The organism is Streptomyces sp. NPDC017676, assembly GCF_044329325.1.
In the GTDB taxonomy this organism is placed as follows: domain Bacteria; phylum Actinomycetota; class Actinomycetes; order Streptomycetales; family Streptomycetaceae; genus Streptomyces.
Window position 1 is genome coordinate 598,217 of the sequence record NZ_JBIRJA010000002.1, and the last position, 22,281, is coordinate 620,497.

A 22,281-nucleotide genomic window follows, 5' to 3' on the forward strand; every position below is an offset into this window, starting at 1 on the left:
GGCACCGGGCCCGTCCCGCCCGTTGGCCCGGCTCGGACCTCGCGAAGTCGTACCGCCATCTCGGCAGGTCCCCCGCTCCCTGGATCCGCGCGCTCGCGCGTCAGGTATACAGCGGCAGGGCCGGCCCGCACCGAAGACGCCGGCACAGCGACAAGGAGACCCGATGCTCGCCGAACCGAAGGGGCTGTCCGTCTTCTACCCCGCGCCGCCCCGGGACCTGGACGGCATGGCGGCCTTCGCGTCCTTCGTCCGGCGCCTGGGTGCCGGACGGCTGTGGCTGGGGCAGTCCTTCCACCTCGAATCCCAGATGGCACTGGCCGCGCTCGCCGCCCGGCAGCCGGGTCTCCCGCTCGGCACCGCGGTCTCCCTCGCGCCGCTGCGCCACCCCTACCAGGCCGCCGTCGAGGCCCGCACGGTGAGCGTGCTGTCGAAGGCGCCGTACGTCGCCGGGTACGGGCCGGGCTCGCTCGACCTCCAGGAGCGCCTGCTGCCGGAGCCGTACGGCAGCCCGCTGACGGCCATGGCCGATTACGCGACGGTCATGCGGCGGTTACTGGACGGGGACGCCGTCGAGCACCGGGGCGCCGCGCACACCACCCGCTACGCCCTGCCCGAACTCCCTTCCCGGGGCGTCGAGGTGGGGCTCGGGGTGCTCCGCCCCGGGATGGCGAGAACCGCGGGCGCCTGCGCCGACGTGGCCATCACCTGGCTGGCACCGCTGCCCTACCTCACCGACCGGATCATGCCCGCGCTGCGTGCCGGGGCCCGTGCGGCGGACCGGCCCGTGCCGCGGGTGGCGAGCGTCGTGCACCTCGCGGTACGTCGGCCGGGCCGCGACCTGGACCAGGTCGCCTTCGCCGCCGTAGGAGCCCACCTGGGATCGGCCCACTACACCGACATGCTCCGCCGGGCCGGGCTGGACGTCGACCCGGGCCGGCCCCGGGAGGCGGCCGGCCGGCTCGTCGGTGACGGCGTCCACCTGAGCGGTGATCCGAAGGACATCGCGGCGCGACTGCACGAGTACCGGGCCGCGGGCGTCGACGAGGTGATCCTCAACGTCACCGGGGTGTTCCTCACCGAGGGTGCCCGCGCGGCCCTGGAGGACCTGCACGCCGTCACAACCGCTTTCCAGTCCTGATCCGGCGACAACTTCCCTGGTCACGGGGTGAATTCGCAAAGTCGTTCCTACATCCGGGAAAACTACCTGTGGGAAGGTATTTTTGGCTGCGGCCGGCTGGCCGACGGCCGGCACCCGCTGCGGTGGGTGGGTGACAAGGGGGAAACACCGGATGTTAGAGATGTACGAGGGGCACCCGACCATCCCGGAGAGCGCCGCCGTCGCAGCCTTCGTCAACAAGATCTTCGCCTCGCTCCCACGCGTCGACCAGCGCAGGTGGGCGCAGGCCTATCTCCACGGTCTGCTGACCGTGCCGGGCAGGAAGACCCTGCGCGGCCTCGCCCAGGCGGTCACTCCCCGTACGGCGTCCGCGCACGGTCTCCAGCAGTTCATCAACGGCAGTCCCTGGGACTGGGCCCCGGTGCGCCAGGCCCTGGTACGGGCCATCACCGAACACGACCGGCCACGGGCATGGAGCATCGCCACCATCACCATCCGCAAGCGCGGCCACCACTCGGTGGGCGTCCACCGGCGCTTCGACCCGCGCGCCGGACGCGTCGTCAACTGCCAGGTCGCCATCGGGCTGTTCGCGGTCACGCCGTACGGCAGCCTGCCCGTGGACTGGCGGCTGCTCCTGGACGACACCTGGAGCACCGACGCCGTACGGCGCGGACGGGCCCGTGTGCCCGACACGGAGACCGCGCGGACCCTGGCCGAACACGTACGGGGACTGGTGACCGGGGTCCCGGCCCCGCCGGACGGCGGCCAGGCGCCCTGGGTGCTGGACCTGACCGAGACGCCGGACGCCGCCCTGGTCGTCGACGCGCTGACGGAGCACGGGCAGGACTTCCTGTGCGAGGTCGGCCCGGCCCAGCGGATGCACCTGGCCGCCCTGGGCCGGCGTCCCGTGTCGGCCGCCACCGCCATGACGCACCGCCGGGGACAGCCGGCCCTCGCGTCGGCGGTCCCTCCGGACGACCGCCGTTCGGGGCGCTTCCTGCTGCACACCGGACCCGCCTGCCTCTCCGGAGGGCCGCACCGCGTCCCGCCCTCCCACCGGCTCGTCATGCAGCCCGCGTCGCCCTTCAGCCGCGACGGTCGGTACTGGCTGACGAACATGGCGACCCGGATCCACGAGGTGCCGACGCTGGCGGAGACCGTCACGGCCACCGACTGCGCCATCGCCGACCTCATCGACGATTTCGGCGTCCAGGACTTCGAAGGGCGTTCCTACCCGGGCTGGCACCACCACATGACCATGGCCGCCGCCGCCTACGTCTTCAGCCGCCTCCACCGCACCGCGCCCCGGACCTGCCGGCACGGTCACCACCCGACCCCCAGGGAGGCACTGCTCCGACTCACGTCCTAGACGACGTCACGCCGATGCCGTATCCGAGCCGAAAGGCAGGGGGAAGGAACGACAATGGCCCACCGGAAGTCGTCGAACGCCGGCGGACCTCCACCCGACCACGCGCCACCGACCGCGGCGCCACCGACCGCGGCGCCACCGACCGAGGCGCCACCGACCGAGGCGCCGACGACGGAGGAACACGCCGTCCTCACGGCGGTCTCCCCGATCGTCCACACCGTCGACATCAGCGACCTGCTCCCCGCGGACTCGCCCCGCAGCGTCCACGAGGACGACGAGCACGTCCGCACCCTCGCCGAGAGCGACGCGCCACTGCCACCCGTGATCGTGCACGCCGGGACCCTGCGCCTCATCGACGGCACGCACCGCGTGCACGCCGCCAGGCTGCGCGGACAGACCACGGTCCCGGCCCGCTTCTACGAAGGACCGGACGACGGCGCCTTCGTCCTGGCGGTGGCCTCGAACGTACGGCACGGGCTGCCGCTGTCCAGGGCCGAGCGGCTGACCGCCGCGGAACGCGTCCTCGACTCGCACCCCCACTGGTCCGACCGTGCCGTCGCCCACGTCACGGGCCTGTCGGCGACCACGATCGGCAAGCTCCGGCAGAAGTGTGCAACCGGCCGGGAACAGCAGTTGCACACCCGGATCGGCCGGGACGGGCGGGCCCGTCCGGTCGACGGGGCGGACGGCCGGGAGCGCGCGGCGGCCTTCCTCCGACGGCACCCCGACGCGTCCCTGCGGCAGGTGGCACAGGCCGCGGGAATCTCCCCCGGCACCGCGCGCGACGTCCGCCGGCGACTGCAGAGCAGCGAGGACCCGCTTCCGCCCCGGTTACGCCGGCGGGCGGGAAGGGGAGCCGCGCAGACCGACCCTCCCGGGCCGCCGGACCGGACCGGGCGCCGGACGAGCGGACCGACGCTCGCGGCCCTCATGCGGGACCCCTCCCTGCGGCACACCCAGACCGGGCGCCTGCTGCTGAAACTGCTCGACAACCGGCTCCTGTCGCAGGCGGAGAGCGAGCGGCTCATAGCGGGCCTCCCGCCCCACAGCCTGTCGGGACTGTCCGCCGCCGCACGCGAATGCGCGCAGGTGTGGCTCGACTTCAGCAGGCGCCTGGAAGAAAGAGGATGAGCTCCCCATGCCGAACACACCCTCCACGCCGCACGCACGGAGTGCGCGCCGGCACGTGCGGGCCCTGGAACTGTCCCGCGTCCCCCAGGTGAACGAGCTGCTGGACACGCTCGGGCTCGGCCGGCTGCGCGAGGCGGACGTGACGTCGTACCCCGGCCGGAACGCGAACTGGGCCGGCACCACCACGCGCGGCGTCAAACTGTTCGTCAAACGGCTCGACGGCGCAGGGCGGGCACCCGGCCGACGGCTGGAGCGGGCCATCGCCTTCGAGCAGGCCCGGCGCGGCGGTGACCACTCCCGCCACCTCGGGCCGAGGTGCCTGGGCTGGGACCCGGCCGCCTGCCTCATGGCGTTCGAACTGCTGGAGGACGCGCGCTCCGGCAGTGACGTCGCCGAGACCGACGACGGCTTCTCCACGACCTGGTGCGAGCGCGCCGGCGAACTCGTCGCCGACGTCCACGGCCTGGTACCGGACCCGTCGTCGCCCGCCGCGCCCGCGTCCTTCTTCCCACGCGAGCCGTTGCGCGCCCTCACCGCGGAGACGTACCTCAACTCGACGCGGGCGGAGCTGGACGCGTGGGCGCTGCTGCAACGCGACACCCGGCTGCACGAGGCCCTCGACCGGCTGCGGGACGCCTCGGCCGCGGCCGCCGCCCGGCCTGTCCACGCCGACCTGCGTCTGGACCAGTTCCTGATCTCGGCGGGCGAGATGTACCTGTCGGACTGGGAGGAGTTCTGCCTCGGCGACCCGGCCCGCGACCTCGGCAGTCTCGCGGGGGAGTGGCTGTTCCGCTCGCTGACCCGGGTGATGCGCGGCGAGGGCGCGCCCGCACCGACCCACGAGCAGATGACCGCACGGCTGACCGAGGCGATCGCGGCGGCCCGGGTGCAGATCACCGCCTTCTGGCAGAGCTACCTGACCGCCCGGCGGCGCATGGCGGACGCGGGAGGGGAGTGGTCCCTCGGTGCTCCGGACCGGGACCTCGCGGTACGCGCCGCCGCCTACGCGGGCTGGCACATGTACGACCGCCTGCTGGCCGGCGCCACACAGTCCGCCCGACTGGGCGCGGTCGACCGCGCCGCCGCCGGAGTCGGCCGACGCCTCCTCCTCACCCCCGAACGCTTCACGGCGGCCCTGGGCCTGGAGGCGACCACATGACCGACGACGCGCGCCTGCCCGAGGCTCCGCATGCGGTCCGCCTCGATACCGAGGCCGAGTCGGGAGGTGGCCGTGAGACGGGTGGCGCGTGTCTGCGCGCCGTCCCTGCCGATGCCACGGCCATCGAGCCGGAGTCGCCGCCTCACCGCTTTCCGCTCGGAGGTGGCCGTATGACCGACGACGCGCGCCTGTCCGAGGCTCCGCATGCGGTCCGCCTCGATACCGAGGCCGAGTCGGGAGGTGGCCGTGAGACGGGTGGCGCGTGTCTGCGCGCCGTCCCTGCCGATGCCACGGCCATCGAGCCGGAGTCGCCGCCTCACCGCTTTCCGCTCGGAGGTGGCCGTATGACCGGCGACGCGCGCCTGTCCGAGGCTCCGCATGCGGTCCGCCTCGATACCGAGGCCGAATCCGGAGGTGGCCCTGTGGCCCGTGACACCCGTCTGCCCGAGGCCCTGTCGGCGGCTCTGCGCGCCGTTCGGGTCGATGTCACGGCGGCCGAGGCCGAGTTGGCCGATCGGCGGGTGACCGCCGAGGACGCACGGCAGTTGACCGGTGTGCTCGCCGACGCCCTGTACGCGAGCCTGCACGCCGGCCTGCCGGAGTCGTCGGCCCCTTCCCAGCGGCTGCGCGACCCGCAACTGGAAGAGGCTCTGGCCCGTGAGGTGCCGCACACCACCTACCCCTCGGACGCCGAGCTGATCGGCAGCCGCGCACCGGGCTCCGGCGCCGGTCGCCAAGTCGTGGTGCGGACAGGGGGCGTGGCGGTGGCGGTGCCCGGCGCGTGGCTGACCGGGCCGGCGGAGGACGGGCGGCCGGTCAGGCTGGCCTGGCCGGCCGCGCACCCGGCGGTCTCCCCGGGCTTCTTCTTCGTCACCGGCTCGCAGGGACCACCGCCCCGCCAACAGCCCCTGCTCCGCGTCTATCTGCACGTCCGCGACGCGGACGCCGCTCCCGGGCTGTTCGGGCGGGTGCTGAGGGCGCTGGAGGCCGGCGGGCGGCCCTACAGGGCCAAGGCGGCCTCCGTTCCCCATCAGTACCCGCGGTACGACGCCGTCGTCGTGTACCTGGCGGCCGAGGACCGGGCGCTGCTCGACCTGGTGGCCCACGAGGTGGCGGGGCATCCCGCGCTGGGCGAGGAGACGTCGCTCTTCGCCCGCCGGCACGCGCCCGGCGTGGCATCGGCGGCGGAGCCCGGCGACCCACGGCCGGGCATGCGGGGGATGAGCTTCGGACAGCACCGCAGTCACGTCATGGCCCAGGCCCTGGTCGAGCACGCCACCACCGGCCGCGGCGAAAGCCTCGACGTGTTGCTCGCACGACGGCTGGCGGAGGCGCGTATCGATCCCTGCGACCCGGCCCGCAATCTCACCGCATGATGTAGCGCGTATTTCACACGCCGGTTACCCGGAAAGGCGCCGCACTGTGCAAGATGCATCTTGGTGGTCAGATCCGTGCTTGCTATAAAGGAAATGTCTCCGGCCGGAGCCCCTGAAAACAAACAGGAGGTAGCAGCATGATGAACGAGACCGCCGAACTGGCCACTGGTTTCGACGCCTACACCGACCTTGAGGAACTCGCCGCCGCCGTCGAGGCGTCGACCGAGGCCAAGACCCCGGGATTCTCCATCACCCCGACCTTCAGCCTCACCGGCCAGCACTGACGAACCGCGCCGCACGGCGCGGACGCCGAGCCCGGGAGAACTCACCGAGTTCTCCCGGGCTCTTTTTTGTCGTCCGCGGCGTGCAACTTCCCGGCGGTGGGGCTTGCCCGGCGCACCGGTCGTTCCCAGAATGGAGAACGAAGCCGCGAGGTGGGAGCACCGTTCGCGGAGTGAGCGAAGAAGCCTCGGATTCCCTTTTCGGAGGGAAGAACCGCTGCCCGGCGCCAAGGCTGCCCGCCGTGAGGCCGACGCTCTCCAGTTCCAGCGTCAACGTGGACGCATTCCTTCGCAGTTCGCAGTTCATGTCCTGCGGTTTTCTCTCGTAACCCATTCCGGGACAGTACGGAGCTATCTCATGAATGAATTCAGCGTCGAGCACGCGCTGCCTTCCGTCTTGCCGGACGAGGAGACGCAAGCGTGGCTGGACCGGGTCCAGCGGATCGCGCCGGTCATCGAGGCGGCACGTGAGGAGGCCGACCGCGAGCGCGTGACCCCGCGGCCCGTGTTCGAGGCCCTGCGGGACGCGGGGATCCCGCGGATGTGGGTCTCGCGGCGGTTCGGCGGCTCACAGGTCAGCATCCGGACCGGCTCCGCCGTCATCCAGGCGCTCGCCCGTCTGGACGCCTCCGTGGCCTGGCAGATGGGCGTGCAGGGCGCCATCGGCCGGCTCGCCGACTACCTGCCCGAGGCCACCTCCACCGAGCTGTTCCGTGACCACGACGGCCTCGTCGTGGGCGGCGTCAACCCGTCCGGCCGCGCCGAGGCCGTCCCGGGCGGCTACCGGCTCAGCGGCGAGTGGGCGTTCGCCAGCGGATCGGCCCACGCCGACTGGCTCGTGTGCGCCGCCTTCGTCACGGAGGGGGGACAGGTGCGCCGTACCGACAGCGGCCCCGAACTGCGCATGCTGTTCGTGCCGCGCAAGTCGGTCGAGTTCAGAGACACCTGGTACACCGTCGGGCTGCGCGGAACCGGCAGCAACCACTACACCGTCCAGGACGTCTTCGTCCCGAAGGAATACACCGTCGACGGCGCGGAGATGACCCGCCCGCCGGCCGCCCGGGAATCGCGCGCGTACGCCATCAGCTACGACGACTTCGGGCCGTTCACCTCCGCCTCCACCGCGCTCGGAATCGCCCAGGACGCGGTCGGCGCGTTCAAGGAACTCGCGGTCAGGAAGACCGCGACCGGTGCCGGCAGCACTCTGGCCACCAGTCATGTGGTCCAGGAGAAACTGGCGCGCGCCGAAATGCTCGTCCACACCACGCGCCTGCTGCTCTCCGACACCGCCGCCCGCGTCAGCGAATTCGGTGAGACGGGTGGAAAGCCGCTGACCGCGCTCGTGCGCCTGACCGCGGCGACGGTGGCGGAGAACACCTCGGCCGCGGTCGACATCGCCTACAACCTGGCGGGCGCCACCTCCGTCTACGCCACCAGCCGGCTGGAGCGCTGTTTCCGTGACGTGCATTCCGCGGTCAAGCACATCACGCTGTCGTCCACGCACTACGAAATGGCCGGCCAGTACCTCCTCGGCGGAGAACTGCTGAAGCGCCGCTGACCCCGAGAAGTATCCAAGAATCCGACGCCGGCACATCCCGGAGGAAACCAGTGGAATCGATGAAGGCAGTGCAGCTCCTGGCCCCCCGCAAGACCGTCCTGGCCGAACTCCCGGTCCCCGCGGCCCCGGTCGACGGCCTGTTGATGAAGACGCGGTGCGTGTCGATCTGCTCAACCGACATCTCCTTCTACGAAGGACACCTCTTCCCGTCCGAATACCCCGTCATCCTGGGCCACGAGTACCTGGGCGAAGTGGTCGACATCGGTCCCGAGTTCGACGGCGGCTCCGTCGACGTCAAGGTCGGGGACCGCATCGTCTACTGGGGCCAGACGGACTTCGGCGGCTTCGCCGAGTACCGCACCGTGCGCCCCATCTTCTCCGGTCAGGTGAAGGAGGACGTCTTCGCCGCCGACCGCAACTTCAACGACGACCGGCGGGCGGCGGCGGTCAAGATACCGGAGGAGCTGGGCGACCTGGAGGCGTCGTTCATCGAGCCGGTCACCGGCGCCATGCGCTCGGTGCTGTCCAACCCGCCGCGGGTCGGTGACAAGGTGCTCATCCTGGGCACCGGCCCCATCGGCATCATCGCGGGCAGCGTGATCAAGAAGCTCCTCGCCGCCAACACGGTCGTCTCCGTCGACACCAACCCGGCCCGCAACGCCTTCGCCGAGAGCCAGTTCTCCGACCGGGCCTACCTGCCGGAGGAGCTGATCGACTCCGTCCCGGAGGGCACCTTCGACTACGTCTTCGACGCCCTGCCCACCGTGAAGGGCGTGGACGAGGAGAAGGACCCGCGCCGGGTCGCCATGCGCAAGATGAAGGCCGGGGGGCGCTACGTCCTGTACGGGGCGTCCCAGGAGATGCAGAAGTTCGACACCTGGCTCATGCTCGCCAAGGGCATCAACATCCGCTCGGCGCCCTTCGACGTCACCCACTTCCCGATGCACAAGAGCGCCAACGTCATCGCGGCGGCCATGCAGATGCTGCTCCGGGGCATCGTCGACGGCAAGGCGCTGCTGTCCACCGTCCACCCCTTCGACGACTACGACGGTCTGGTGGCCATCTTCGAGAACTACCGGTTCACCACCGACCTGAAGACCATCGTCGACTTCCGCAAGTGACCCGCCGCCGGGTGTGCCGCCGGCGACCACCGGCCGGCGCACCCGGCGCGGCGCCCCCGCCCCAGCCCGTCGCACAAGGAGCTTCCGGATGGACGACGAAGACACGCAGGCACCGCGAGCACGGGCCGGCCTCGTGGTGGTGGCCAACCGCCTGCCCGTGAGCCTGGAACGCGACGCCGCCGGCCGCCCGCACTGGCGGCACAGCCCCGGAGGCCTCGTCAACGCCCTGGAGCCGTTCCTGCGCGGAAGGCGGGGCGTGTGGGTGGGATGGCCCGGGACCACCGCCGATGACCTGCCCGACCTCCCGGACGACGGCCTGCGCCTGCATCCCGTGCGGCTCTCCGCCGACGACGTCCGCGGCTTCTACGAGGGCTTCTCCAACGGCACCCTCTGGCCGCTGTACCACGACGTGATCGTGCCGCCCGAGTACCACCGCGGCTGGTGGGAGGCCTACGTGCGGGTCAACCGCACCTTCGCCGAGGCCGCGAGCCGGGCCAGCGGCCCCGGAGCCACCGTGTGGATCCAGGACTACCAGCTCCAGCTCGTCCCGGCCATGCTGCGCGAACTGCGCCCCGACGTGCGCATCGGCTTCTTCCTGCACATCCCGTTCCCGCCCGTGGAACTGTTCATGCAGCTGCCCTGGCGGACCGAGATCGTGCGCGGTCTGCTCGGCGCCGACCTCATCGGCTTCCACCGGCCCGGCGGTGCCCAGAACTTCCGCTGGCTCGCGCACCGGCTCACCGGCCTGCCCACCGCACCGCATCCCGCGTCGGGTTCCGGCCAGGAGGAGGTCCGGCTGGGCGACCGCGACGTCCGCATCGGGGCCTTCCCCATCTCCATCGACGCGGCCGAACTCGACCGGCTCGCCCGGCGGCCCGACGTCCAGCGGCGCGCCCGGCAGATCCGCGAGGAACTGGGCGACCCCGAGAAGATCATCCTCGGGGTGGACCGGCTGGACTACACGAAGGGCATCGACGTCCGCCTCCGGGCGGTCCACGAGATGCTCTCCGAGGGGAGCATCCGTCCCGACCGGGTCGCCTTCGTCCAGATCGCCATCCCCAGCCGCGAACGCGTCGAGCACTACGTCCGGTTGCGCGAGGACGTCGAGCGTGCCGTGGGACGGGTCAACGGCGAGTTCAGCCGCGTCGGCCGGCCGGTCGTCCACTATCTGCACACCTCCGTCAGCCGGGAGGAACTCGCCGCCTTCTACAGCGCGGCCGACGTCATGCTGGTGACCCCGCTGCGCGACGGCATGAACCTCGTGTGCAAGGAGTACGTCGCCTGCCGGTACCGCGAGGACGGGGCCCTGGTGCTCAGCGAGTTCGCGGGCGCGGCGGCCGAGCTGACCGGCGCGTTCCTGGTCAACCCGCACCACCTGGACGAGGTCAAGACCGCCCTCGCCGAGGCGCTGGCCCAGTCCCCGCAGCAGGCGCGCCGCCGCATGGGCGGACTGCGCCGCCAAGTCCTCACCCACGACGTGGAGTTCTGGGCGCGGTCGTTCCTCGCCGCCCTCTGCGACGGCCGTCCCGGCGCTTCCGGCTCCCCCGTGGCGGACGGCCCCGCGCCGCTCGCCTCCGACACCGAATGGGCCCTGACATGACACCCGTACCGCCCGTCCCCCTGAGGAAGGCCGTCATCCCCGCGGCAGGCATGGGAACGCGGTTCCTGCCCGCCACGAAGGCCACGCCCAAGGAGATGCTGCCCGTCGTCGACAAGCCGGCCATCCAGTACGTCGTCGAGGAGGCCGTGGCCGCCGGACTGACCGACGTCCTCATGGTCACCGGGCGCAGCAAGAGAGCGCTGGAGGACCACTTCGACCGCAACCAGGAGCTGGAACTCCTCCTGCGGGCCAAGGGCGACCACGGCCGGCTGGAGAAGGTGCGGGCCACCAACGACCTAGCCGCCCTGCACTACGTGCGTCAGGGAGAGCCCAGGGGTCTCGGCCACGCCGTCCTGTGCGCCGCCCCGCACGTGGGGGACGAACCCTTCGCCGTACTGCTCGGGGACGACCTCATCGACCCGCGCGACCCCCTGCTCGCCCGGATGGCCGAGGTCCAGAGCGAGTACGGCGGCAGCGTCATCGCCCTGATGGAGGTCGACCCCGCCCAGATCCACCTCTACGGCTGCGCCGCGGTCGACCTCACCGAGGACTCCGACGTCGTCCGGGTGACCTCCCTGGTGGAGAAGCCGCGGCCCGGCACGGCACCCAGTGACCTGGCCGTCATCGGCCGGTACGTGCTGTCCCCGGCCGTCTTCGGCGTCCTGCGCGACACCCCGCCCGGCCGGGGAGGCGAGATCCAGCTCACCGACGCGCTGCAACGGCTGCTGTCCGACGGGGACGAGCAGATCCACGCCGTCGTCTTCAAGGGCCGCCGCTACGACACCGGTGACCGCGGCGACTACCTGCGCGCCATCGTGCGGCTCGCGTGCGAACGCGAGGACCTCGGCGAGGAGTTCCGCACCTGGCTGCACCGGTACGTCACCGAGTCGATGACGAAGAGCCCCTGAAAACCGGCCACCTCCCTCACCCGGCCGGCCACCCCGGCCCCGCGAAACGGATGTTCTCCATGACCGTCGACCGTTCCCTCTTCACCCGTGCCATGGCCCGCGTTCCGGCTCCCGTGACGATCGCCACGACCGTCGACGCGTCCGGTAACCGGTCGGGTTTCACCGGAAGTTCCTTCAGCTCGCTGTCCCTCACACCGCCGCTGGTCCTGATCTGCCTGGACAAGAAGGCCAGCACCCACCACGCCTTCGTGACCGCCGAGCGGTTCCTGGTCAACGTCCTGGCCGCCGACCAGAGCGACGTCGCCCTGCGCTTCGCCCGCTCCGGCGTGGACCGGTTCGCCGACGGCGACATGGAGACCTGCGAGTTCGGCCTCCCCGGCCTGCGCGACGCGGCGGCGCGCGTCGCCTGCGCCCTGCACGACATCGTCGACGGGGGAGACCACAGCATCCTCATCGGCCGCGTGGAGGCGATCCACACCGGCGACGGCGTCCCGCTGGTCTACAGCGACCGATCCTTCGGCCGGCCCGTTCCCGAGGCCACCGCCGTCGGCGCCCGCTGACACCGCCGGACGTGACGCCAAGGGACAGCGACCCGTCGAGACCACTCCACGTGGCCCTGCTCGGCACCTCGCACGTGCACTTCCGTGACTACCACGACCTGCTGGCCCGTGAGCCCCGGGTCTCGGCGGTGGTACTCCCCGCGGCACCGGACACCGGCGACAGGCCGGCGTTCGGTGCCGCGTCCGTGCGGGAGGCGCTGCGGTGCGCGGACGCCGCCGTCATCACCTCCACCACCGCGCAGCACGCCCAGCTCCTGCCCCACACCGCCAGGGCCGGCGTACCGACCCTGGTCGAGAAGCCCCTGGCTGCGACGGCCGGGCAGACCGCCCGTCTGCTGCCGCTGCTGGCGGCCGGCGGACCCACGACCACCGCCATGTTCCTGCGCTGCGCGCCCGGCCTGCGACGGGTGCGGCAGCTGCTGCGGCAGGACGTCCTCGGGCCGCTCACCGCCGTACGGCTGGGCTTCGCGCACGCCGGTCTCACCGACGGCGTCTTCACGGGGGAGGCGGCCTGGATGCTGGATCCCGCCCACGGGGCGGCCGGAGCACTGAGCGACCTCGGCATCCACCTGATCGACCTGCTGCTGTGGCTGGCCCCCCGCCGGCCGCTCGGCGTCGTCGACGCGGAGCTGCGCCACCGCCCGGGGCTCGTGCTGGAACCGGCCGGCATCGCGGTGCTGCGCTGGGGAGGCGTCCCCGTCACGCTGCACGCGAGCTGGATCGGTCCGCGCACCGGCTTCTCCGCGCACTTCGCGGGGCGGTACGGCACGATCCGGGTCGCCGGCGGCAGCGTCACGCTGTGGACGGGACGGACCGCGACGACATGGCGGCACGAACCGCCCCGGGCCCGGGCGGCGCTCACCGCGTTCCTGCGGCAGCTCGGCGGCCGGCCGGCCTGGCGGCCCCCCGGCCACGACGACATCCGGCGTACGGCCGCGCTGCTGGAGGAGATCGGGAGCGTGGCCCGGCGCCGGCGCTGATCTCCGGCCGGGCCGGGGCGGACCGGTCAGCCCTGCCGCTGGAGGCCGGCCTCGCTGCGCGCGCCGTCCAGGATGGCGTCCAGGAGACCGGGGTAGCGGTGGTCGAGGTCGGCGCGGCGCAGCGACAGCAGGTTCTCCCGGCCCGAGGGGCGCTGCCAGATGACGCCGGCGTCGCGCAGAACGCGCCAGTGGTGCGTCATCGACGACTTCGAGACCCCGTCCAGGATGCTGCCGCAGTTGTGCTCCTCGCCGTCGCTGAGGACGCGGACAACGGTCAGGCGCATGGGGTTGCCGAGGGCGCTGAGGACGTTCTCAAGGCGGATCTGATCACGGTCGGGGTGGTGGGCGATCATTGTTCCACTGTACCGCGACAGTATGACCATCTCTTGGGCGTGCGGCCCTCGTTGTCCGGCGCGCGGGGTCATGGCTGGATCACGTCCCCCCGGTTGCTGACGGTTCGATTGTACGTAAGCATGTGAACAGTCGTACTGGTTGGGCTGCCCTGCCCATGACCCAAAGGGGCTGACCTCTCATGTCCACTTCACCCACGCTGCAGTCGGGCCACGCGGGCCCGGACGGGCGACGACTGGGCTGGAGTCTGGCGCTGCTGGCCCTGGCGCAGCTGATCTTCTCGCTCGACCTGAACATCGTCTTCGTCGCCCTGCCCGACATCGGCGACGACCTGGGCTTCCCCGGCCAGACGCAGCAACTGGTCGTCAGCGCCTACGTCGTCTTCGCCGGCGGCTTCCTGCTGCTCGGCGGGCGGGCGGCGGACCTGCTCGGGCGACGCCGGATCTTCGTCCTCGCACTCACCGTCTACGCCGTGTCGTCCCTGGCCGGCGGGCTGGCCGGCAGTCCGGCCGTCATCATCGCCGCCCGCGCGGTCCAGGGCATCGGCGGCGCGCTCCTGCTGCCGTCCACGCTGTCCCTGATCAACACCCTCTTCGAGGAAGGGCCCAAGCGGAACCGTGCACTCGCCGTGTGGGGCGGGGCCGGCGCCAGCGGTCTGACCGTCGGCGCGCTGCTGGGCGGCATCCTCACCGAGAGCTTCGGCTGGCCCGCCGTCTTCTTCGTCAACGTGCCGCTGGCCGGTCTCGTCGCCCTCGCCGCACTGACCGTCATCCCGCGCGACGAGGCGCGCACCGCGGGCCGCCGCTTCGACCTGCCCGGTGCCCTCACGGTCACCGCCGGTGCCACCCTGCTGGTGTTCGCCCTGGTGGAGGGCCCGGAGAACGGCTGGACCGCGCCCGAGGTCATCGGCTCCTTCGTCGCCGCCGTCGTCTTCCTCATCGCCTTCGCCGTCATCGAGTCGCGCAGCCGGGACCCGCTCATGCCGTTCCGTCTGTTCCGCAACCGCAGCCTCAGCGTGGGCATCACCGTCACGTTCCTCTACATGGCCACCTTCGGCACCCTGCCGTACTTCCTGACCGTGCTGCTCCAGTCCGTCCACGGCTTCAGCGCACTCCAGACCGGCCTGGCCTTCCTCGTGCCCTCCGTCGCCATCGCCACCGGCACCCAGCTGGGCGAGCGCCTGACCACCCGGCTGGGCACCCGCCCCACGCTGCTGGCCGGCTTCCTCGTCGGCGCCGTGGGCACCGCGCTCCTCGCCTGGGGCTTCGACGCGGACGCCACCTACCTGATGGCCGTACCCGGCCTGATCGTCTCCGGTGTGGGCCAGGGAATCGTCTGGACCGCCATGTGGATCGCCGCCTCCACCGGAGTCGCCGCCAACGAGCAGGGCATCGCCAACGGCATGGCCTCCACGACCCTGAACATCGGCAACGCCATCGGGCTGGCCGTCCTGACCGCCATCGCCGACGCCGGCACCGGGGGCAAGACCGGCCAGGCACTGAAGGCCGCCACCGCCGACGGCGAGTTCCTCGTCGTCCTGCTCACCGCGGTCGGCATGGTGGTCGGCCTGCTCATCACGCTCGGCCTGCCCGGCAAGAAGGCGCGGGCCGCCTCCGCGGCCGTCGAGGATCCCGTCCTCACGGTTCGGTGAGCGCGCACGGCCACCACGCGTCCGACCATCCCCCGCGGGACGCGCACGGCGGCCGACACGCTCAGGTGCCCCGGCGGCCACGGCCGCCGGGGCACCTTTCCGCGCGCCTCCCGTACCGGCGGCCGACGGCGCGTCCGGCCGCGGAAGGGGGTCCGCGGACGGAGGTCCGAGCGGAGAGCCGCTTACCGTCGTCCGAGCGGGAGGCCGCTCACCGTCACCGCCGTACGAAGGTCACGTCACGCGCCGCCGGGACGGGAAGCCATGGGCCCGCGCGGCGAGCACCACGGCGAGCACGGGCAGCAGGAGCACCAGCACGGTCCAGGGGAACGAGCCGCTGCCGGCCGCGTCCAGCAGGACGCCGCCCAGCACGCCGCCGCCGGCCATGGCCACGTTCCAGAGCGTGACCAGCATCGCCTGCGCCGCGTCGGCCCGGTCACCGCCCGCGTCGCCGACGGCGGTCTGCAAGAGGGTGGGCAGCCCGCCCCAGCCGAGCCCCCACAGCGCGGCGGCCACGTACACCGGCGCGCCACCGTCGCCCAGCACCCCGAACCAGGCCGCGGCCACCGCCACCAGCACGGTGCAGGCGATGGTCAACGAGCGCAGCGAGTGCTGGATCCGGGCCCCCACGACCCAGACGCCCAGCAGCGAGGTGACGCCGAACGCGAGCAGCACCAGGTCGGTGTCGTCGCCCATCCCCAGACCGTCCAGGAACGTGGCGATGTAGGCGTACAGCACCGTGTGGGCCAGCACGAAGACGAGCGTCACGAAGAGCACCGGGCGCACGCCCGGAACCCCCAGCGCCCGCAGCATCCGCGGGCGTTCGCCGCGCGGCAGGCCCGGATGATCGGGCACCACGGCGGTGATCCACACCAGCAGCATCACCGTGAGCGCCGTCATCGCCCAGAACGCCACGCGCCAGCCGAGGGCCTGACCGAGGAAGGTCCCGGCCGGCACGCCGAGGGAGAGCGCCACCGGAATCCCCGTCATGGCCACGGCGATCGCCCGGCCCTGGAGGGGGGCCTCCACCATACGCCGCGCGTAGCCGGCGAGCAGGGACCACGCCAGGCCCGCCGCGACACCGGCGAGGAAGCGGGCCACCATCGTCAGGCCGTAGACGGACGACACGGCCGTGACCGTGTTGGCCACGGCGAAGCCCGCCACGGCGGTGAGCAGCAGCCGCTTGCGCCGCCAGGCGGCGGTGGCCGCCGTGAGCGGGATCGCGGTGAGCGCCGTGCCGATCGCGTAGACCGTGACCGTCTGCCCGGTCGCGGACTCGCTCACCCCCAGGTCCTGGCTCATCCCGGGGAGCAGGCCCGCGGGGAGCGTCTCGGTGAGGCTGGTGAGGAACACCGCGGTGGCGAGGGCGAGCAGCGCGGGCAGCGGCAGTTTCCCGCCGCGCCGCCGCGCGGGCGGCGCGGCCCCTGAATCCCTGCCGGACGGGGCGGCCGTGTCGGGGGAGGCGGTCATGGTGAGGCACTCCGTATCTCGTCTGATCCGTGTCTCGTGGAACTGTGCGGGCGGGCGCTTCGGGAATGCTTCGGAAATCCTTCGGGAACGTTGCGGCGCCGGACGGAACGGCCGGGCCGCTCACCGGACGGGTACGGTGGTGCGCATGCGGTTTGGGGTGCTCGGACCACTCGCGGTGTGGGACGACGAAGGGGAACCGCTCAAGGTCCCCGAGACCAAGGTGCGGGCGCTGCTGGCGGATCTGCTCGCGCACGACGGCGGCCCCGTCTCCGCCGACCGGCTCGTCCACGACCTGTGGGGCGACCACCTCCCCGGCCGTCCGGCGGGCGCGCTCCAGGCCAAGGTCTCCCAACTGCGCCGGGTGGTCGGCCGCGAACGGCTCGAACGGCAGCCGCCGGGGTACCGGCTGCGGCTCGGCCCGGCCGACGACGTGGACGCCGAACGGTTCGGCCGGCTCGTCGCCGAGGCGCGCGCCGTCGCGGACCCACGGGCGCGGGCGGCCCTGCTCACCGAGGCCCTGGGGCTGTGGCGGGGGCCGGCGTACGCCGACTTCGCCGACGAGGAGTTCGCCGGCGCGGCCCGCCAGTGCCTGGAGGAGCAGCGGCTGGCCGTGCTGGAGGAGCGGGCCGAGGCCCGGCTCGCCGCGGGGGACCACCTGCTCCTCGCCGGTGAACTGGCCGCGCTCGTCGCCGAGCATCCGCTGCGGGAGCGCCTGCGCGCGGTGCAGATGCGGGCGCTGTACCGCGCGGGCCACCAGGGCGAAGCACTCGCCTCCTACGAGGACCTCCGCACCCGCCTCGCGGACGAACTCGGCGCCTGTCCCGGCCCCGCCCTGAGCGCCCTCCACCGGGCGATGCTCCGCCAGGACCCGTCGCTGACCACCGACACCCTGACTCCGACCGGGGACACCGCGGCTCCGACCGGGGACACCGCGCGACCGGCGCGTTCTGCGGGCCCCGCAGCTCCGGCCGGTGACTCGGCGCGACCGACGCCTTCTGGGGGCCCCGCGTCGAGCCACCTGGGCTCCGTGCCGAGGTCTCACGTCCTCGCGTCGAGCTCGCAGGATGCCGTGCCGAGCGCCCAGGGTTTCGCGGAGAGCCCTCAGCTCACCGCGTCGAGCCCCCAGGGCTCCGTGCCGAACCCCCAGCTCACCGCGTCGACCGCCGTCCCGCACTCCGAGGGCGCCGCGCGACCGCACCGGACGCCCTTGCCCCGTACGACCCCGTGGACGACCCCGCGGACGCCCCCCGAGACCACCCCCGCCACCCCCACCAACGTCCCTGCTCCCACCAACGTCCCTGCCCCCACCAACGTCCCTGCCTCCACCAACCTCCCCCACCCCCTCACCGCCCTCATAGGCCGCGAGGAAGCCCTCGCGCGTCTCGTCCCTCTCCTCGCGCGGCAGCGGCTGGTCACCCTCACCGGTCCCGGTGGCGTCGGGAAGACGCGTCTCGCGGTGGCCGCCGCGCAGGGGTTCGCGTCCGGAGACGTACCCGACGGGGTCTGGTTCGTGGAGTTCTCGGGTGTCCGCGGCGCCACCCCCGACGATCTCGCCGGGATCGTCGCCGCGACCCTCGGCGTCCGTGACGACGCTCCCTCCGCCCCGCCCGCCACCGGCACCGTGGCCGCATCCCCCGTGCACCGGCTGGCCGCCGCCCTGCGCGACCGCCGTACCCTGCTCGTGCTGGACAACTGCGAGCACGTCGTCGCGTCCGCCGCCGAACTGGTCGCGCTGCTCCTGCGCGAAGCCCCCCGGCTGCGCGTCCTCACCACCAGCCAGGAACCGCTCGCCCTGGCCGGTGAAACGGTGTTCCTGGTCGCGCCGCTGCCCACCCCGGACGCCGTACGCCTGTTCACCGAGCGGGCCGCGGCCTGCGCGCCCGGCTTCCGGCTCGGCACCGGCGAGGGCGGCGGAGACGGCGAGGACCAGGGAGCCGACCCCGTCGTCGTGGCCGAGATCTGCCGTCGGCTGGACGGCATCCCGCTCGCCCTGGAACTCGCCGCGTCCCGCGTGAGAGTCCTCGGGGTACGGGAGTTGGCCACACGCCTGGACGACCGGTTCCGGGTGCTGACCTCCGGGCAGCGGGGCGCCCCCGCCCGTCAGCAGACCCTGCGCGCGATGATCGACTGGAGCTGGGAGCTGCTCAGCGTGCCGGAACGCCTCGTACTGAGCCGTCTCGCCGTGCACAGCGACGGCTGCGCCCTCGACGCGGCGGAGGCGGTGTGCGCGGGGGAGGGCGTGCCCGGCGGCGCGGTGCTCGACCTCGTCACCCGGCTCGTGGAGAAGTCCCTCGTCGTCGTCACGAACGGCCCGGCCGGTCCCCGCTACCGCCTCCTGGAGTCGGTCGCCGAATACGCCGCCGAACGACTGCGCGGGACGGCCGACGAGACCGCCGTACGCGAGCGGCACCTGCGCCACTACCTCGCGCTCGCCGAACGCGCGGAGCGTCGGCTGCGCGGACCACGGCAACGGGACTGGCTCACCCGCCTGGACACCGAGGGGGGCAATCTGCGCGCCGCCCTGGACGAGGCGGTGCGCCGGGCCGCCGCCGGACGCGGCGAGGAGGCCGTACGGCTGGTCGCCGCCCTGTCCTGGTGGTGGCTGCTGCGCGGCCGGCTCACCGAGGGCCGCCGCGGCCTGGCCGCCGTCCTCGCCGCCACCGCCGACGGTCCCGATCCTGAAGCCGCCCTGCTGCACAGCGCGTTCGTCCTGCTCACCGGGGAGCGCACGGTGACCCCCGGCGCCGAGGCCGTCCCCGACCCCGTGCGCCGCGCCCGGGCGCTGTGGCTGAACGCCTACGGCGGGTTCAGCGTGGGCGATCTGGACGGCAGCCGCGCCCTGAACGCCCGTGCCCTGGCCCATTTCGAGGCGGCGGACGAGCGGTGGGGCACCGCCGCCGCGCTCGGCCTGCGGGCGGCGCTCGCCCTGGTCCGCGGTGACCTGGACGCGGTCGACCGCGACGGACGGCGCAGCCGTGCCCTCTTCCGCGAACTGGGCGACCGCTGGGGCGAGTTGCAGACCGTCTCGCCGCTCGCCGTGCTCGCCGAGATCAAGGGGGAGTACGCGCAGGCGGCGCACCGGCAGCAGGAAGGGCTCCAGATCGCCCGGGAGTGGTGCCTGGAGGCCGAGGTGTCGGCGCGGCTGTCCGGGCTCGGCCGCCTGGCACTGCTCGCCCACGACTTCGACCGCGCCCGCGAACTGCACGAGCAGGCCCGCCGGATCGCCGTCGAACAGGGCTACAAGTACGGCGAGATCCACGCCGACATGGGTCTGGCCCTCGGCGCACGGCGCTCCGGCGACATCGACGCGGCCGAGACGCACCTGCTGCGCATCCGCGCCGCCCACGCCGACGTCTCCTCCCCGGCCGGTGATCACCTCCTGCACGCCGAACTCGGCTTCCTCGCCGAACTCCGCGGCGATGCCGCCCGGTCCGCCGCCCATCACCTGCGCGGCCTGCGGATCGCCCGCTCCCTGGACGAGCCCCGCGCCCTCGCCCTCTCCCTGGAAGGGCTCGCCGGGACGGCCGCCCTGTACGGACACCGGTCCGGCGCCACCTGCGCGGCCCTGCTCCTCGGCGCCGCCCACGCCGCGCGCCGCAGCGTGGGCGCACCGCTGCCGCCCGCCGAGCGCGGCGACGTCAACCGCGTCACCGCCGCGGCGCAGGCGGTCCTGGGCCCGAGCGCCTTCGCGGAGGCGTTCGGGCGCGGTGAGCGGCTGACCCCGGCCGAGGCGGAGCGGCACGTGCGCGCCACCCTGGCCGGGCCGGGGGACCGGGCCGCCCGGGCCCGTTCTCGGTGCGCCGTCGCCGTCCCGCACGCGGACGGCCCCGCTCACCCCTGACGAGGTGGTTCGCCCAGGCCCGGCGGGTTACCCGGTGGGCCCAGGCAGCCCAGGGAGCGATGCGCATGGTGAGGAACGCGGGGCCGGAATCGGAAGGCCGCATCCGGGCCCGGCGTCTGCGCCGTACGGCGGCGGACGTCTTCGGCTGGGAGCACCTCCTGCCGGAGCAGCTCACGGCCATGGAGTGGGTGCTGCAGGGCCACGACACCCTCGTCGTCATGCCGACGGGCTCCGGCAAGTCGGCCGTCTACCAGGTACCGGCGGCGCTGCTGCCCGGCCCGGTCGTCGTGGTGTCACCGTTGCTCGCGCTCCAGCGGGACCAGATCGCGGGTCTTCCCGAGGGCGACGACGCCCCGGGTGCCGTCGCGGTCAACTCGGACCTGGGCGCGGCACAGACCGAGGCGGCCTGGGAGGACGTACGGTCGGGCCGGGCCCGCCTCGTCTACCTGGCGCCGGAGCAGCTCGCACGGGACGACGTCGTGGGCGCCCTGGCCGCGGCGGGCCCGGCCCTGTTCGTGGTGGACGAGGCCCAGTGCGTCTCCTCGTGGGGGCACGACTTCCGCCCCGACTACCTGCGTCTGGAGCAGGCCGCGCAGCGTGTGGGCAGACCGCCCGTGCTGGCCCTGACCGCGACCGCCGCCCCGCCCGTGCGCCGGGAGATCACCGAACGCCTGGGCATGCGCCGGCCCCGGCTGATGGTCACCGGATTCGACCGGCCGAACATCCGGCTGGAGGTCCGCCGCTTCCTCGACGAGGACGAGCGTCGGCAGGCCGTGGTGGAGCGGGCCGCCGCCGAGCCCAAACCCGGCATCGTCTACGCGGCGACCCGGAAGGACAGCGAGCGGTACGCGGGCGAACTCGCCGCTCTCGGACTGGCCGCCGAGGCCTACCACGCCGGACTGCGCGCCGCCGAACGCGACCGCGTCCACCGTGCCTTCCTGGCCGGTGAGACCGACGTCGTCGTGGCGACCTCGGCGTTCGGCATGGGCATCGACAAGGAGGACGTGCGGTACGTCCTGCACGCCTCGCTGCCCGGCTCCCTGGACGCCTACTACCAGGAGATCGGCCGCTGCGGCAGGGACGGGCAGCCCGCGCTCGCGGTGCTGCACTACCGGGCGCGGGACACCGGGATGCAGACGTATTTCGCGGGCCGGACCCCCGGCCGCACGGTCCTGTCCCGGGTGGCCGAAGCCGTCCACCGGCGTCGCGGGGACCCCTTTGACCTGGAGGACCTGCGCAAGGAGACGGGGCTGTCCCGGAACCGGGTCACCGCCGCCGTCAACCTCCTCCAGGAGGCCGGGGCCGTCGCCACGGCGGAGGGCGGCGCGGTGCGCCCGGCCGAGGGCGTGTCACCGGGCCGGGCAGTGGAGCGAGCGGAACGGGCGGCCGAGGCCCACCGCCGTACGGACCGGTCGCGGGTGGACATGGCCCGGGCCTACGCCGAGACGACCGGCTGCCGGCGGCACTTCCTCCTCGGCTATTTCGGCGAGGCGTACGAGGCTCCGTGCGGGAACTGCGACACCTGCGCGGAAGGGGCCGCCGCCCAGGCCGACCACGGCACGAGCCGTGACCAGCGGCCCGCGCACCCCACCGCCACCTCCTTCCCGACAGGGACCGAGGTCCGGCACGAGAAGTGGGGCGAGGGCACGGTGCTCAACGAGGAACCGGACCGCATCACCGTGCTGTTCGACCGGGCCGGCTACCACACGCTCTCACTGGAAGCCGTGGCGGACCACGACGACCTGCTCACCGTCGTACGCCGGCCCGGCGAGGATCAGCCGGATACCTGACAGCGGAGCCGGGACCGGAGC

17 protein-coding genes are annotated in these 22,281 nt (G+C 73.3%); 15 read left to right on the top strand and 2 right to left on the bottom strand.

The window, feature by feature from the left end:
- Positions 1–163 precede the first annotated feature (163 nt).
- From ACH4LD_RS06835 to ACH4LD_RS06890, 12 genes are all read left to right on the top strand, one after another.
- Entirely contained in the window at positions 164–1,138 is a 975-nt protein-coding gene (locus ACH4LD_RS06835; RefSeq protein WP_398054213.1) for an LLM class flavin-dependent oxidoreductase, read from the top strand.
- 151 nt (positions 1,139–1,289) lie between these two features.
- Positions 1,290–2,486 (top strand): IS701 family transposase, encoded by a 1,197-nt coding sequence (locus ACH4LD_RS06840; protein ID WP_398054212.1) that lies wholly within the window; start codon positions 1,290–1,292, stop codon positions 2,484–2,486.
- Positions 2,487–2,540: 54 nt separating this feature from the next.
- On the top strand, positions 2,541–3,617 hold the full coding sequence (locus tag ACH4LD_RS06845; protein ID WP_398054211.1) for a ParB/RepB/Spo0J family partition protein: 1,077 nt from the start codon (positions 2,541–2,543) through the stop codon (positions 3,615–3,617).
- A 7-nt stretch (positions 3,618–3,624) separates the two neighbouring features.
- Positions 3,625–4,776: a class V lanthionine synthetase subunit LxmK gene (gene lxmK / locus ACH4LD_RS06850; protein WP_398054210.1), complete on the top strand. Its 1,152-nt coding sequence runs from the start codon at positions 3,625–3,627 to the stop codon at positions 4,774–4,776.
- Positions 4,777–5,198: 422 nt separating this feature from the next.
- The gene (locus tag ACH4LD_RS06855; RefSeq protein ID WP_398054208.1) at positions 5,199–6,152 is read left to right on the top strand and encodes a T3SS effector HopA1 family protein; all 954 of its coding nucleotides are present in this window, start codon (positions 5,199–5,201) and stop codon (positions 6,150–6,152) included.
- A gap of 137 nt (positions 6,153–6,289) precedes the next feature.
- On the top strand, positions 6,290–6,436 hold the full coding sequence (locus tag ACH4LD_RS06860) for an LxmA leader domain family RiPP (protein WP_014675881.1): 147 nt from the start codon (positions 6,290–6,292) through the stop codon (positions 6,434–6,436).
- A gap of 355 nt (positions 6,437–6,791) precedes the next feature.
- Positions 6,792–7,991: an acyl-CoA dehydrogenase family protein gene (locus ACH4LD_RS06865; protein WP_398054207.1), complete on the top strand. Its 1,200-nt coding sequence runs from the start codon at positions 6,792–6,794 to the stop codon at positions 7,989–7,991.
- A gap of 59 nt (positions 7,992–8,050) precedes the next feature.
- The gene (locus ACH4LD_RS06870) at positions 8,051–9,112 is read left to right on the top strand and encodes a zinc-binding dehydrogenase (protein ID WP_398054206.1); all 1,062 of its coding nucleotides are present in this window, start codon (positions 8,051–8,053) and stop codon (positions 9,110–9,112) included.
- An 88-nt stretch (positions 9,113–9,200) separates the two neighbouring features.
- Positions 9,201–10,712 (top strand): trehalose-6-phosphate synthase, encoded by a 1,512-nt coding sequence (locus tag ACH4LD_RS06875; protein ID WP_132783017.1) that lies wholly within the window; start codon positions 9,201–9,203, stop codon positions 10,710–10,712.
- Positions 10,709–11,620: a UTP--glucose-1-phosphate uridylyltransferase GalU gene (galU, locus tag ACH4LD_RS06880; RefSeq protein ID WP_398054205.1), complete on the top strand. Its 912-nt coding sequence runs from the start codon at positions 10,709–10,711 to the stop codon at positions 11,618–11,620. The genes ACH4LD_RS06875 and galU overlap by 4 nt, the downstream gene beginning before the upstream one ends.
- A gap of 59 nt (positions 11,621–11,679) precedes the next feature.
- Positions 11,680–12,180, top strand: a complete 501-nt coding sequence (locus ACH4LD_RS06885; RefSeq protein ID WP_398054204.1) for a flavin reductase family protein — start codon at positions 11,680–11,682, stop codon at positions 12,178–12,180.
- A gap of 11 nt (positions 12,181–12,191) precedes the next feature.
- Positions 12,192–13,160 (top strand): Gfo/Idh/MocA family protein, encoded by a 969-nt coding sequence (locus ACH4LD_RS06890; RefSeq protein WP_398054203.1) that lies wholly within the window; start codon positions 12,192–12,194, stop codon positions 13,158–13,160.
- Positions 13,161–13,186: 26 nt separating this feature from the next.
- On the opposite strand, the gene ACH4LD_RS06895 is transcribed toward ACH4LD_RS06890, so the two are convergent.
- Positions 13,187–13,513, bottom strand: coding sequence for a helix-turn-helix transcriptional regulator (locus tag ACH4LD_RS06895; protein ID WP_103811785.1), 327 nt, complete (start codon positions 13,511–13,513; stop codon positions 13,187–13,189).
- A 179-nt stretch (positions 13,514–13,692) separates the two neighbouring features.
- Between ACH4LD_RS06895 and ACH4LD_RS06900 the strand changes: the two genes are divergently transcribed.
- Positions 13,693–15,162 (top strand): MFS transporter, encoded by a 1,470-nt coding sequence (locus ACH4LD_RS06900; RefSeq protein ID WP_207928192.1) that lies wholly within the window; start codon positions 13,693–13,695, stop codon positions 15,160–15,162.
- 231 nt (positions 15,163–15,393) lie between these two features.
- Here the strand turns inward: ACH4LD_RS06900 and ACH4LD_RS06905 are convergent, their stop codons facing one another.
- The gene (locus ACH4LD_RS06905; RefSeq protein WP_398054202.1) at positions 15,394–16,629 is read right to left on the bottom strand and encodes an MFS transporter; all 1,236 of its coding nucleotides are present in this window, start codon (positions 16,627–16,629) and stop codon (positions 15,394–15,396) included.
- A 145-nt stretch (positions 16,630–16,774) separates the two neighbouring features.
- Here ACH4LD_RS06905 and ACH4LD_RS06910 point away from each other — a divergent pair, with 145 nt between their 5' ends.
- Positions 16,775–20,470 carry an AfsR/SARP family transcriptional regulator gene (locus tag ACH4LD_RS06910; protein WP_398054201.1) on the top strand — a complete coding sequence of 1,232 codons (3,696 nt, stop codon included), beginning with the start codon at positions 16,775–16,777 and terminating at the stop codon, positions 20,468–20,470.
- A gap of 65 nt (positions 20,471–20,535) precedes the next feature.
- The gene (locus tag ACH4LD_RS06915) at positions 20,536–22,260 is read left to right on the top strand and encodes a RecQ family ATP-dependent DNA helicase (protein WP_398054200.1); all 1,725 of its coding nucleotides are present in this window, start codon (positions 20,536–20,538) and stop codon (positions 22,258–22,260) included.
- Positions 22,261–22,281: the final 21 nt, after the last annotated feature.

Excerpts from the sequence above, each read along its gene's own strand:
- ACH4LD_RS06835 (WP_398054213.1), top strand. The coding sequence starts at position 164 with ATGCTCGCCGAACCGAAGGGGCTGTCCGTCTTCTACCCCGCGCCGCCC.
- ACH4LD_RS06840 (WP_398054212.1), top strand. The coding sequence starts at position 1,290 with ATGTTAGAGATGTACGAGGGGCACCCGACCATCCCGGAGAGCGCCGCC.
- ACH4LD_RS06845 (WP_398054211.1), top strand. The coding sequence starts at position 2,541 with ATGGCCCACCGGAAGTCGTCGAACGCCGGCGGACCTCCACCCGACCAC.
- lxmK (WP_398054210.1), top strand. The coding sequence starts at position 3,625 with ATGCCGAACACACCCTCCACGCCGCACGCACGGAGTGCGCGCCGGCAC.
- ACH4LD_RS06860 (WP_014675881.1), top strand. The coding sequence starts at position 6,290 with ATGATGAACGAGACCGCCGAACTGGCCACTGGTTTCGACGCCTACACC.
- ACH4LD_RS06865 (WP_398054207.1), top strand. The coding sequence starts at position 6,792 with ATGAATGAATTCAGCGTCGAGCACGCGCTGCCTTCCGTCTTGCCGGAC.
- ACH4LD_RS06870 (WP_398054206.1), top strand. The coding sequence starts at position 8,051 with ATGAAGGCAGTGCAGCTCCTGGCCCCCCGCAAGACCGTCCTGGCCGAA.
- ACH4LD_RS06875 (WP_132783017.1), top strand. The coding sequence starts at position 9,201 with ATGGACGACGAAGACACGCAGGCACCGCGAGCACGGGCCGGCCTCGTG.
- galU (WP_398054205.1), top strand. The coding sequence starts at position 10,709 with ATGACACCCGTACCGCCCGTCCCCCTGAGGAAGGCCGTCATCCCCGCG.
- ACH4LD_RS06885 (WP_398054204.1), top strand. The coding sequence starts at position 11,680 with ATGACCGTCGACCGTTCCCTCTTCACCCGTGCCATGGCCCGCGTTCCG.
- ACH4LD_RS06895 (WP_103811785.1), bottom strand. The coding sequence starts at position 13,513 with ATGATCGCCCACCACCCCGACCGTGATCAGATCCGCCTTGAGAACGTC.
- ACH4LD_RS06900 (WP_207928192.1), top strand. The coding sequence starts at position 13,693 with ATGTCCACTTCACCCACGCTGCAGTCGGGCCACGCGGGCCCGGACGGG.
- ACH4LD_RS06905 (WP_398054202.1), bottom strand. The coding sequence starts at position 16,629 with ATGACCGCCTCCCCCGACACGGCCGCCCCGTCCGGCAGGGATTCAGGG.
- ACH4LD_RS06910 (WP_398054201.1), top strand. The coding sequence starts at position 16,775 with ATGCGGTTTGGGGTGCTCGGACCACTCGCGGTGTGGGACGACGAAGGG.
- ACH4LD_RS06915 (WP_398054200.1), top strand. The coding sequence starts at position 20,536 with ATGGTGAGGAACGCGGGGCCGGAATCGGAAGGCCGCATCCGGGCCCGG.